The organism is Nocardia anaemiae NBRC 100462 (genome assembly GCF_001612725.1).
GTDB lineage: Bacteria > Actinomycetota > Actinomycetes > Mycobacteriales > Mycobacteriaceae > Nocardia > Nocardia anaemiae.
The window spans coordinates 1-11,760 of sequence record NZ_BDAZ01000044.1 but is presented as its reverse complement, the minus strand read 5'-3'; the positions used below and the strand labels follow the sequence as shown (position 1 = coordinate 11,760).

Below are 11,760 nucleotides of genomic sequence, written 5' to 3'. Positions count from 1 at the left end.
TGATGCGTTGTGATCACGATATGAGCGCACTCCTGCGCGATCGAGAGCCCGCACCCTGAACCCCCTGGTCAACCGCCCGGACAGCAATTCCGGACCGGACCCACGGCTTCCGGACCGGAACGCAAAGATCGGCTCACCTGGGACTACCATCGCAGGACAGTCATCACACGCGGACAACGCCAAGGCAGGAGTCCCATGTGTCGCTTGTTCGGTTTGTCGGCAGCACCGCAGCGCGTGCGGGCCACATTCTGGTTGCTGGACGCGCCGGACAGTCTGTCGATTCAGAGCAGACGTGAACCCGACGGCGTCGGCCTCGGCACCTTCACCGCCGATGGGGTCCCGCTGGTGGAGAAACAACCGATCGCCGCATACGAGGACGTCCAATTCGCTCGGGAGGCACGCGAACGAGAATCGACGACGTTCGTCGCGCACATCCGCTACGCCACCACAGGCGGCTTACAACCCCCCAACACCCACCCCTTCGAACAACGCGGCCGCCTGTTCGCGCACAACGGCGTACTGCACGGCCTCGACGAACTGGACGCGGAACTCGGCGACTACCTCGAACTGGTACACGGCGACACCGATTCCGAACGATTCTTCGCCCTGATCACCCAGCGCACCGACCAACACGACGGCGACGTCACCGCGGGCATCACCGACGCGGTCAGGTGGATCGCGGACCGACTGCCGGTCTACGCCCTCAACCTGGTACTCACCACGGCGACAAACCTGTGGGCCTTGCGCTACCCCGACACCCACAGCCTCTTCGTCCTCGAACGCGCGGCCGGTGGCCCGCAAGGCGATCGACACCTGGACCAGGCCGGACGAGCCGGAATCCGAACCCGCAGTGGCCATCTGCGCGAATTCCCAGCGGTCGTCATAGCCAGCGAACGCACCGACGAAGACCCGCGCTGGCGAGCACTCGCACCCGGTGAACTACTCCACGTCGACGAGCAGCTGCGCGTCCGATCGACCACCGTCCTGGACTACGCGCCTCACCATCCACTATCGCTTACACAGCTCGACAGCCGCGCCGCGGCAGCACAGTCGGGTCGGTAACACGCGTCGAACCGCGCAGCGCAGAACCTTTCCGGCGGCAGCGGAGCCCTCGTGCGAGTCATCCGAATTACCGGACCCCCTTTCGGCGACACGGCAGCGGCGTGGATGTCGGTCCCCGATGCAAGACTCGGGAGGTGAGATGGGCGGTGGCGATGACGGGCGACGGAGGTGCGCGTCTGTGTCCGCTCGATCAGGACGGTCGGCCCGCCGGACCGGTGATGCGCGAGCCATCGCTCGCCGAGGCCGTGCGCGCACGTCCCGAGGTCGAGCGGTGGGTGTGGCGGTCCACGCCCGAGATCTACCGGCCGTTGTCGGCGGCGGGGGTGCGGGTCGAGCGGTGCTACGACGTGCAGGCCGCGGAGGCGCTGCTGATCGGCCATGAGGAGGGGCAGTCGGGCCAGGCTCGCTCGTTGGCGGCGGCTTGGGCGCGACTGCACAAGCTGCCCGTCCCGTCGGACGCGCCAGTGCGTGTCGCCGAGACCCAGCCGTCGCTGTTCGAATCGGGCCCGGTACCACTGCCGCCCGGTACGGACGAGTTCGACGCACTGCTGGAGGTCTACGCGAGTCAGCTGGAACGTACAGCGAAGACCGAACATCCGGAGCGTATGCGGCTGCTTCTTGCCGCCGAATCGGCGGGCATGCTGGTTGCCACCGAGATGTCCCGAACCGGGATCCCTTGGCGCGCCGACGTCCACCGCGAGTTGCTGGACAAGCTACTGGGTGAACGCTTTCCGGGCGGGGAGCCGCGCCGGATGGCGGAGTTGGCCGACGAGGTGTCGCGGGCGTTCGGGGAAGGCGTGCGGGTTCGGCCCGACCTGCCCAATGACATCATCAAAGCCTTCGCCCGCGTCGGAATTTCGTTGTCCTCCACCCGAAAATGGGAACTCCAGCAGATCGATCACCCTGCGATCGAGCCATTGCTTGCCTACAAATCGCTGTACCGCTTGTATACCGCCCACGGTTGGTCATGGCTCGAGCAGTGGGTGCACGACGGCCGCTTTCGTCCCGAATACCTGCCCGGCGGAACCGTTTCCGGCCGCTGGACCACCAACGGGGGCGGTGCCCTGCAGATCCCCAAGGTGATGCGTCAAGCGATACGCGCGGACCCTGGATGGCGTCTGGTGGTCGCCGACGCCGACCAAATGGAGCCGCGAGTACTCGCCGCTATCTCCCGCGATCCGGGATTGATGGAGGTGGCCGGTCGCGGCGAGGACCTATACGCCGGTGTCTTCGGCGGCGACCGCGCCCAAGCCAAAATGGCCCTGCTCGGCGCCATTTACGGCCAGACCTCCGGCGATGCCCTGACCCACATGGCCGAACTGCGCCGACGCTATCCGGCCGCGGTGGCGTATGTCGACGATGCGGCCCGCGCCGGTGAGGAGGGCCGCTTGGTGCGCACTTGGCTCGGGCGCACCTGCCCGCCAGCCTCGCTCGTACCGCCCGAGCCAGGCACCCCCGCCGCGCGTGCTCGCGGCCGCTTCACGCGCAACTTCGTAGTGCAAGGCAGTGCCGCCGACTGGGCACTGCTGGTGCTGGCGGGCGTGCGTCATGCGATGACGCACGCCGGACTCCGCGCCGAACTGGTCTTCTTCCAGCACGACGAGGTGATCGTGCACTGCCCGGCCGAGGAAGCCACTGCGGTCGCCGAAATGATCGCGACCGCGGCCGACACGGCGGGCCGGATCGCCTTCGGGCCGACACCGGTGCGGTTCCCGTGCACGACGGCGGTGGTGGAGTGCTACTGGGACGCCAAGTGAGGTTCCCACGCGAACCCATCGGGATCGGTGAAGGCTCCAGCATTGCCGCCGAGGACGATCCGGTGCGACCCGCTGCCCTCCGGGGAAACACCGGCATCCTTGGCGGCGGCACGTCTCCCATAGAGCGCGAGCTTGATCGAGGACGCCGGGGTTTCGAACTCGACATACTTGCTGCCGAAGCTCTTCGCCACGGTCAGGCCATGGTCGACGTAGAACTGCTTGGTCGCCTTGACATCGTCAACCCCGAGCAGAACCACGAAATCATCGATCTCACGAGTGGCCGGGCCGGTGTCCTTCTTCGACGATGTCGCGATCTTCCAGATCGCCCCGTCCGGTGCCTGGACGACACCGCCGTAGCCCCAGAAGCTCTTCTTGGCGGGCTTCAGTACCGTCGCGCCCGCGTCGACAGCGGTGCCGAAAAGGCTGTCGACGGTACTCGGCTGTGAGACCACGAGCGAGAGGATGAAGCCACGGAAGCCGGTCGTCGGCGCCTCCGAGGCGCGGAAGCGCAACTTGTCCCCGAGACCGAACGCGGCGGTGTAGAAAGCCTCTGCGGCCGCGACGTCGGGCACCTCGAGGATGACGGATTCGATAGCGGTTCGGTTAATGGTGATGTTCATGTCAGCAACGTTATTTTCTCCCCCCTGACCGGCGCTTCTCGATTCCTGATCGCTTCCGGTCCCCGGTCTGGATCAGCCGGTCGTGGACCTGCCGACAGCGCCGTGGGCGTTGCTCCGCCGCCATTGCCACCGGTTGATAGCCGCGCGGACCGTTCCAGTTTCACGAACCTTCGGCTCGTGGCACGCTAACGCGGCAAGACATGGGTCTTCCTCCCCGGCGGGCATGTCGAGCCCGTCGAATCCGCCCTCATCCGCGAAATCGCCGAAGAACTCGGAGCTGCCAGCAGGATCGTCGGCTTCGCTGGTGTAGTCGAGCACGCCTACACCGATCGTGGTAATGCGCCGTCATCACAAGCGGCACGCGGTCGTTCTGGCACGGCTGGAAGGCCGACGAATAGCGCGGGGTCGGAGAGGCACGCCGCCAGATCAGTTTGTTGAAGTCGTGTCGAGTGCGGCTGTAGCCGAGGCGGCCGCGTTCGGTGGCGAAGTAGTACTGGTACCACCAGCCGAGTTCGGCTTCCGGCGACAGTGGCTACTGCTGGGCCGCTTGCTGGGTGACGATGTATCCGCTCACCGCGACGATGGCTTGTGCGACCGAGGGATCGCAACCAACCACCACTGACGCTAGGGAACGGGCGAATGCCGCAGCGACCGTCGGATGACGTACCCGGTGACGGTCGGCCTACCGGACCGGGTCATCCCTGGTCGGCAGCAGCGCCGCGAGATCGCTGCGCGAACTGATCCCGAGTTTGGGGAAGATGCGGTGCAGATGGGTGCTGACCGTCCGGTGCGACAGAAACAGCCGCTGCCCGATTTCCCGATTGGTCAGGCCCTTGGCCGCCAATTGCGCGATGCTCAGCTCGTGCGGGGTGAGCTGTTCGCGCGCGTCCGGGTTGCGGTTCGGGCTGGATTCCCCGGCGCTGCGCAGCTCCAGGCGGGCCCGTTCGCTCCAGGCGGCGAAACCGAGGGCGTCGAAAGTCTCTCTGGCCGTGCGCAAATGGGTCCGCGATTCGACGACCCGGCGCTGTCGTCGCAGCCATTCACCGTAGGCCAGGTGCAGGCGCCCGCGTTCGGCGGGCCAGCCGGTGAGATCCGCCGCCAGGGCAGCGTCGAAGCGCTCGTCGGCAGCCTCGGTCGCGAGTACGGCTCGCGCATAACGCATTCCGATGTGCAGGGCGGGCGACGGCGTGGACGCCGCCGCCGGTTCCAGTCCGCGGAGCAGCTCCCGCATGGCGTCGGTCTGTCCGGCGCGGATCGCGGCCTCGGCGAGTTCGGCGAGGAAATACGCGCGCAGAGCTGGTGAATACGACGGATCTCGCGGATCATGCATCCGGCTCAGATCGCCGAAGGCATCATCGAATCGGCCCTCGCCGAGGGCGATGAGGCCGCGGGTGAGCTGGACGGTGGCCAACACTGGTCGGGCACCGGCGGCGAGCCCGACCCGCTCGGCTTTCGCTGTGAGCGCTACGGCCTGCGGGTAATCCCCTTGCAGGGCAGCGATTTCGGCCTGTACCGCCGTGGCCAATCCGTGCATGAACGGCTGGCCGGTCTCCCGAGCGAATGTCGCGGCCTCGGCCGCGACGGGAGCCGCGGTGGCGAGATCACCGAGCCGGGTCAGGCTCCATGCCTGAACCGTGAGTGCGCGGGGCAGCAGCCCAAGCCGTCCAGCGGCGCGCAGTCCGGGAGCGGCGGCGGTGGAGAATCGGGCGGCGAGGTCGAAAGCGCCCACTTGAAGGGACGCGCTGCCGAGGAAGCGGTCGACCTCCGGGTCGCGCCCGGTGGTCGATACCAGTGCGCCCAGGTGGCCGAGGACACGGTCGCCGCGTTCGAACGGAGCCACATACGCGTCGACCGCGACAAGGCGAGGGTCACTGTCCGGAATGGGTAGTTCGTCGGCGACGGCGAGCAGCGTCCGGCGGGCCTCTGGCCCGGGTTCGGACCAGAAGCACCGCATGGCCGCACCCCACAGGATCCGCATCGCGGCATCGGGGTAGCCGTCGGCGGCGACGGATGCCGCCAGCGCAGCCAGTTCGCCTATGCGCGAAGGGCTTTCACGCACGCCGTCATCGAATCCGCTGAGCAGCCAGTTCGCGGTGGCCTGCTGTCCGGGCGTCAGGGACAGCGTGCGCGCGGTGTCCACCAGTCGCTCGGCGGTATCGCGGCGACCGGAATCGACGGCCAGCTCGGCCGCCCGCAGCAGCCGATCCGCGCGTCGGCCCGGGTTGTCGCTGAGGGCCGCGGCCCGTTCCAGCGCCGCGACCGCGCCCCCGCGATGTCGCGCCCGTTGGGCGACCGCTTCGAGTTCGGCGGCCACCTGCTCGTCGGGGCCGATGATGCCCGCCGCACGCTGCCAAATCCGCCGATCCGGCAGTGCGTCGAGAATCTCGGCGAGTGCGAGGTGGGCGCGATGGCGTTCGTCGACTGCCGCCGCCGCAGCGAGGGCCGATCGCATCAGCGGATGCCGGAAAGTCACGGTGCCGGAACCGATTTCGATCAGACGGGCCGCCACTGCCGGTGTGAGGATCTCGGGCTCCACTGCTGTTCCCAGGAGAACACCTGTGGCAGAAAGTATTTCGCTGATCGAGTCGCTGTCGTTGAGCGCCGCGACGAGCAGCGCGGTTCGGCTGGGTGTGGGGAGTGCGGCGGCCCGCGCGGAGAAGGCGCGTTCGAGGCGTTCGGTCAACGGCAGCGTCACGGGTAATTCCGTGAGATCTGTTACCGCCGTGGGCAGTTCGGTCAGCGCGAGCGGATTGCCGTGCGCCTCGGCGAGTACGCGGCGGCGGATCTGCGCGGGCAGCTCCGGTGCGACGCCGTCGAGCAGCGCTGTCGCGTCGTCGTCGGATAACGGCCCGAGCCGCATGGCAGTCAGTCCCGCGTCGCGCAGCGGTGTCGTGCTGTCGTCGCGAAGCGTGGCGAGCACGGCAACGGGTTCGGCGTCGATGCGGCGGGCCAGGAAGGCGAGCACGTCGGCGCTGGCGGGATCGAGCCAGTGCACGTCTTCGGCGACGATCAGCAGCGGCCGCTCGGCCGCCGTATCGGCCAGCACGGTCAGTGCGGCCAGGCCCACCAGGTAGGTGCTCGGATCGGCGGTAGAGTCGGAAATGCCCAAAGCTGTTGCCAGGGAATCGAATTGGCGCGCGGGGAGGGCGTCGAACTCGCGGCGCAGCGGGTACAGCAGACGATGCAGTCCGGCGTAGGCGAGGTGCTGTTCGGCTTCGACCCCGGCGATCCGCAGCACCCGCAGTCCCGCGACGGCCGCCGCGGCGACCGCCTCCTCGACGAGCGCCGACTTTCCGATACCGGGTTCGCCTTCGAGCAGGATTCCGCTCCGGTCGCCGGGACCGTCCACAAGCGCGCACAGGTCTTTCAGCTCGGTGTCTCGTCCGAATATCGGCATGGTGCGCTATCCCTTCTCCGGGTCCCACCTCCACATTCGGGCCCCGCCGTGACCCTACCGAAACAGCGAATACGTCAACCCAGCGTCATCTGACAGATTCGCCGCCATGCCCGCGGCCGCGATGGTGTTGTGCATGGCTAGGTCTGGCCGACCATCGACGCCGAACACTTCGTCGTCCACGACCGCGGCGACACCTGGGCCGAGGTCACCGAGGGCACCGCCGCCGCCTGGGAGCGCGCCCGCTACGAATGGGATCCCGCCGGAGACACCGTCACCATCACCACGCTGGACTCCAAATTGTTCGGCCCCGGCGGCGGCTGGACCTTCCGCGCCACGCCCGAACAGCACGGCGCCCGCGTCGAGGTCGAACTGACCCGAACACCGCGGACGTTCAAGGGCAGGATCCTGGCGACGCTGCTACCCCTGGTCGGCCCGTCCTCGCTGCGCAAGTCGTTCGCCGGTCCGCTGCGGGCCGCGTGATGTCCGCACCGCACACCGGCATTTCGAACGACGAACAGACCCTGGCAGTCGCACGCGGCGTGTTGCCGTCCTATGTCGCCGACTACTGGAGCGACGAGCGGCGGTGGGCTCCCAGGGTGATCGGCATGCTTCGTCGTCGCATGGCCATCGAAACGTTCAGCGTGGCAACCATTTTCACGGGACCCGTGGCGCTGTGGATATGGGCGGAGACTGCACTGCTGCACGGGCGGGCGCCTGGAGCGTTGGATCTTCTCTGCTAGCTGCCCGGCTGATGTGCCACCGATGTGGCAAATCAGCCCAGCATTTTCGATTCGTCCAACGCTGATGATGATCGAGTTACCCTGAATTGATGCGATCCCGGTTCCGTCGGTACGTCCTGGCCGCGCTCGCCGCCGCCGCGTCGACATTGCTGCTGTGCACGAACTCCTCGGCCGTCCCACCGATTCGGTCGAACGCGCTACCGGTACTGGATTCGGACTTCCTCTGGGGTGTCGCGTCTTCCGGATTCCAGTCCGAAGGCCATGCGCCCGACAGCAATTGGACGCGTTACATCGCGAACTCCGGTGCCGAACCACTGCAGGATTCGGTCGACTTCTACGACCGATACGCCTCCGATATCGACCTGGCGGCCGAGCTGGGCGTGAAGGTGTTCCGGATCGGAATCGAATGGGCGCGGGTGCAACCCACGCCGGGCACCTGGGATGCCGGCGCGTTCGGTTTCTACGACGCGGTGATCGCGAAGATCGTGGCTGCCGGGATGCGACCGATGATCACCCTGGACCACTGGGTCTATCCCGGCTGGGCGGCCGACCGCGGCGGCTGGCGCAACCCGGGTATGGTCGGGGATTGGCTGGCCAACATGCGCACGGTCGTCGACCGCTACGCATCCCGAAATCCATTGTGGGTCACCGTGAACGAGCCGGTCGCCTACATCGTGCACGAGACCGGCCGGGGCGCGGCGAGCGCGCCCGAGATGCTCGATCGCCTCGCGCAGGCCCACAACGCCATCTACGACTACATCCACCAGGTCCAGCCGGGCGCCCAGGTGACCAGCAACGTCGGCTATGTCGCGGGCTCGGAGGCGCAAGTCAACGGCGGGTTCATTGATCGCGTCGCGGACAGGCTCGACTACGTCGGTGTCGACTACTACTTCGCCTACGATCCGGTGCAGTCGCTGCTGAGTTCGATCACCAGGGCCATCGGGTCGGCAATGCCGGAGCTGCCCGGCCAGCGCATCTGGGAGCTGCCGGTACGTACCGAGGGCATTTACTATGCGCTGCAATACTATTCGCGCCGCCTTCCGGGCAAACCGCTCTATATCGTCGAGAACGGCATGCCCACCGAAAACGGCATCCCACGCGGCGATGGCTACACCCGCAGCGATCACCTCCGCGACACCGTCTACTGGATCCAGCGCGCCAAAGCCGACGGCATGAACGTCATCGGTTACAACTATTGGAGCCTGACCGACAACTACGAATGGGGCAGCTACACACCACGATTCGGCCTCTACACGGTCGACGTGCGTACCGACCCTTCCCTGACGCGCCGCCCCACCGACGCCGTCGGCACCTACACCCAACTCATCGCGACAGGCGGCCTCCCCGCCGACTACCGCCCCACCCGCGGCCCATCGTTCTGTGTCCTCGTCGACCCACCCGCCAGCTGCTTCAGCCCGGTGGCAAACCCGTAGCCGATGACTTTTCTGGATTTGCCGAATGTCGCATCCTGGCAGCACATAGGGGCCCGGACGGGTTTCGAAGTCGCTTACTTCACCGCTGATCATGGCGGACAGCGAGTCGAGGGCGTCACCACGGCCACTGAGGACAGTCGATCCTGGATTGTGGACTACGTGATCGAAGTGGACCGATCGTGGCTGACCAGATCCGCGCGGATCATCGGCCGAAGTGAGGACCTGACCCGCACCATCGTTGTCGAGGCAGACGGCACGGGCAACTGGCGGATCGATGGTATCCCCGCACCGCATTTGCGTGGGGCAGTCACTGGTTCCAACCCGCCGGAACTCGTCCCGCGCCCTGTTCATGTAGTTGGCGTTCCAGATCTCCGGAGACGCACATACCATCGACCGCGGTCAGGAGCTGGTATGCGTTTGCACGGCTATTTCACCACCCAATTCATAGCCACCACTCAGCTCCAGTGCGTCACCACTCCAAAAGCGGCCGGGGTCATACCAATTCGGGCTTCGCTGTTGCGATAGCAGTCCCATCGACTGGTAGGTCACGGCCACGATCTCCGCGCAGTACGCGCTTTCCAACTCCTGAACGGCCGCTCGGCCCGACCGGCGTCGCGGGAGACGTACTCGGCCGCGTAGCCAGCGACCAGCGAGACCGGCGGTGGAGGGAAACGGGGTTCCGTCGAGTCGAGCGATGGTGCGCAGCAGACTGTCTTCCATCTCTTTGGTTGCCGGACGGTTCAATTGGCGCAACCAGGCCTGCTGACCGTAGCGGTGCGTCCACACCGATACCGCATCACGCAGGTTGTGCAACTGCACGCCACGGTGCGCGGTACCGACCACATATCGGGCAGGGATCGACCGAGCTCCGCATGCCAGATCAATGCGGGCAGATCGTCGAGCACAACCGACATTCCCACATGGTTCACCGGACTGTTCGTTGTCATCCGAATCGCACGGTCAGCCGCCGAATGCCCACGGAACAACCAGATATCGCCAGTTCTGGTGAGCTCGAGCGCCCGATCGAGACTGATGCTCGTCCCCGTCATGGACGTAGCCTATGCGGTATGAGGTGGTGGAAGGCAGTGGGATTGGCAGGTGCCGCCGGTGTAGTCGCAACCGGCGTCGTGATCGTGCGCGCCGAACGTCGCCGCCGCGCCTACACCCCGGACCAGGTCCGCGAACAATTGCACGTGCGATTCGCCCAGGCAACATCGGCCGAGGAACCCGCCACTCCCATCCCGCAGGACACCACAGGTATCCGCACCCGCATCCGCCGCCTGTTCCACCGCTGACAAGCCGGTCGGCCCGAAACCGGCGAACCCACTGTCGCAGAGCGGCCCTCGTCTACGGCACCAACGGAGAGATTTTCGGCGGCGCGTCGATTTACGAGGTTCCCCGTTCGACTCAGGGGTGAGAGGGTCCGAGAGGGATCCGGATAGTCGAGGAGACAGAACGATGAAGTACATGCTGATCTGGCGCGCCACCGACGAGGCCTTTGCGGGGATGGCGAATATCGACTTCGACAAGATGCTCGAGACCGTCGGTCGGTATAACGAGGAGATGATCCGGGCGGGCGTGCTGGTCGCCGCGGAGGGCCTCGACGATGCCGCCGATGGCGTGGTCGTCGACTATTCCACCGAGACGCCCGTGGTCACCGACGGACCGTACGGCGAGACCAAGGAATTGTTCGGCGGGTTCTACATTCTCAACGTGGCATCGAAGGAGGAGGCGGTGGAGTGGGCCAAGCGGTCGCCGATCACCGGTCCCGGCTTCAAGACCGAGATCCGCCGGGTCACCACGATCGATGAGTTCCCGCAGGACAACGAGTGGGTCCAGAAGGAGCGGAAGTGGCGGGAAGCGACCGGTCAGCTCTGAGCGGACCGAATGGCGATGGCTGATCACACCGGCCGCGCGGCCGTCGCCGCAATCTGGCGGATCGAGTCGGCGCGGATCGTCGGTGCACTCGCGCGCTACACCGGCGATTTCGCGTTGGCCGAGGACCTCGCCCAGGAGGCGTTGGCCGAGGCCCTGGTGACTTGGCCACGTGACGGTGCGCCCCGCAATCCCGCGGGATGGCTGCTCACCGTCGGTCGGCGTCGCGCGATCGACGCGTTCCGTCGGCGCTCGGCCCTCGACGAGAGATATGCCGCCCTCGCCCGCGATCTGGGCGAGGGCGGTGTGGTCGCCGGGAGCGAACCCACTCGCGAGGCCGAGGACCTGCTCTGGGATCCGGACCGCATCGATGACGACGTGCTCGCGTTGATGTTCATCTCCTGCCACCCCGTGCTGTCCCGGGAGGCCAGGGTGGTGCTCACCCTGCGGGTGGTCGGCGGTCTGACCAGCGACGAGATCGCCAAGGCATTCCTCGTGCCGACCGCCACCGTGCAAGCCAGGATCACCCGCGCGAAGAAGACGTTGGCGGCGGCGCGGGTGCCGTTCGAGGTGCCATCGGCCCGAGAGCGGGCCGAGCGCCTCGGCTCGGTGCTCAGCGTGATCTATCTGATCTTCACCGAGGGTTCAACGGCCAGCTCCGGTGATGATCTGATCCGATTCGAGTTAGCGGGCGAGGCACAGCGGCTCGCCCGGGTGCTGGCCCGGCTGGTGCCGAACGAGGCCGAGGTCCACGGTCTGCTCGCGCTGCTCGAACTGACCGCGGCACGCTTCCCGGCCCGTACCGGACCCGACGGCGAGCCGGTGTTGTTGGAGCAGCAGGACCGCCGCCGCTGGGACCGCGCCGCGATCCGCCGC

The 11,760-nt window shown here is 66.9% G+C and carries 14 protein-coding genes and 1 pseudogene; 10 read left to right on the top strand and 5 right to left on the bottom strand.

Annotated features, from left to right (window positions below; translation table 11 throughout):
- Positions 1–195: 195 nt before the first annotated feature.
- On the top strand, positions 196–1,062 hold the full coding sequence (locus NA5_RS23935; RefSeq protein WP_062989787.1) for a class II glutamine amidotransferase: 867 nt from the start codon (positions 196–198) through the stop codon (positions 1,060–1,062).
- Between the two features lie 152 nt (positions 1,063–1,214).
- Complete coding sequence (locus NA5_RS23930; protein ID WP_084484388.1) at positions 1,215–2,819, top strand: bifunctional 3'-5' exonuclease/DNA polymerase; 1,605 nt, start codon at positions 1,215–1,217, stop codon at positions 2,817–2,819.
- Here NA5_RS23930 and NA5_RS23925 read toward each other — a convergent pair.
- Both NA5_RS23925 and NA5_RS41860 read right to left on the bottom strand, forming a co-directional pair.
- Positions 2,801–3,439, bottom strand: coding sequence for a VOC family protein (locus tag NA5_RS23925; RefSeq protein WP_062989785.1), 639 nt, complete (start codon positions 3,437–3,439; stop codon positions 2,801–2,803). The two genes, NA5_RS23930 and NA5_RS23925, sit on opposite strands and share 19 nt — an antisense overlap.
- A 72-nt stretch (positions 3,440–3,511) precedes the next feature.
- Complete coding sequence (locus NA5_RS41860; protein WP_062989783.1) at positions 3,512–3,757, bottom strand: hypothetical protein; 246 nt, start codon at positions 3,755–3,757, stop codon at positions 3,512–3,514.
- On the opposite strand from NA5_RS41860, the gene NA5_RS43270 reads away from it, so the two are divergent.
- Positions 3,689–3,877, top strand: coding sequence for an NUDIX hydrolase (locus tag NA5_RS43270; protein ID WP_371856454.1), 189 nt, complete (start codon positions 3,689–3,691; stop codon positions 3,875–3,877). The two genes, NA5_RS41860 and NA5_RS43270, sit on opposite strands and share 69 nt — an antisense overlap.
- Positions 3,878–4,121: 244 nt before the next feature.
- Here the strand turns inward: NA5_RS43270 and NA5_RS23910 are convergent, their stop codons facing one another.
- On the bottom strand, positions 4,122–6,836 hold the full coding sequence (locus NA5_RS23910) for an ATP-binding protein (RefSeq protein WP_062989779.1): 2,715 nt from the start codon (positions 6,834–6,836) through the stop codon (positions 4,122–4,124).
- Between the two features lie 54 nt (positions 6,837–6,890).
- Positions 6,891–7,016, bottom strand: a complete 126-nt coding sequence (locus NA5_RS42895) for a hypothetical protein (RefSeq protein ID WP_281201749.1) — start codon at positions 7,014–7,016, stop codon at positions 6,891–6,893.
- Positions 7,017–7,133: 117 nt separating this feature from the next.
- On the opposite strand from NA5_RS42895, the gene NA5_RS42390 reads away from it, so the two are divergent.
- The 4 genes from NA5_RS42390 (at position 7,134) to NA5_RS43265 (ending at position 9,534) form a co-directional block, all read left to right on the top strand.
- A complete protein-coding gene (locus tag NA5_RS42390) occupies positions 7,134–7,316 on the top strand; it encodes a hypothetical protein (protein ID WP_245672370.1) in 183 nt (60 codons plus the stop codon).
- On the top strand, positions 7,316–7,576 hold the full coding sequence (locus NA5_RS41650; protein ID WP_062989777.1) for a hypothetical protein: 261 nt from the start codon (positions 7,316–7,318) through the stop codon (positions 7,574–7,576). The genes NA5_RS42390 and NA5_RS41650 overlap by 1 nt, the downstream gene beginning before the upstream one ends.
- An 89-nt stretch (positions 7,577–7,665) precedes the next feature.
- Positions 7,666–9,009 (top strand): family 1 glycosylhydrolase, encoded by a 1,344-nt coding sequence (locus NA5_RS23895; protein ID WP_062989775.1) that lies wholly within the window; start codon positions 7,666–7,668, stop codon positions 9,007–9,009.
- Positions 9,010–9,012: 3 nt separating this feature from the next.
- Positions 9,013–9,534 (top strand): putative glycolipid-binding domain-containing protein, encoded by a 522-nt coding sequence (locus tag NA5_RS43265; protein ID WP_157110594.1) that lies wholly within the window; start codon positions 9,013–9,015, stop codon positions 9,532–9,534.
- Here NA5_RS43265 and NA5_RS23890 read toward each other — a convergent pair.
- Positions 9,430–10,058 (bottom strand): annotated as a pseudogene (locus tag NA5_RS23890) (hypothetical protein); the annotation flags it as partial. The gene NA5_RS43265 and the pseudogene NA5_RS23890 sit on opposite strands and share 105 nt — an antisense overlap.
- Before the next feature lie 18 nt (positions 10,059–10,076).
- Between NA5_RS23890 and NA5_RS23885 the strand changes: the two are divergent.
- From NA5_RS23885 to NA5_RS23875, 3 genes are all read left to right on the top strand, one after another.
- A complete protein-coding gene (locus NA5_RS23885) occupies positions 10,077–10,304 on the top strand; it encodes a hypothetical protein (RefSeq protein ID WP_062989773.1) in 228 nt (75 codons plus the stop codon).
- A gap of 163 nt (positions 10,305–10,467) precedes the next feature.
- Positions 10,468–10,887, top strand: coding sequence for a YciI family protein (locus tag NA5_RS23880; RefSeq protein WP_062989771.1), 420 nt, complete (start codon positions 10,468–10,470; stop codon positions 10,885–10,887).
- Between the two features lie 15 nt (positions 10,888–10,902).
- Positions 10,903–11,760 (top strand): RNA polymerase sigma factor (locus tag NA5_RS23875; RefSeq protein WP_062989992.1); only part of this gene is annotated, 858 nt, incomplete at its 3' end.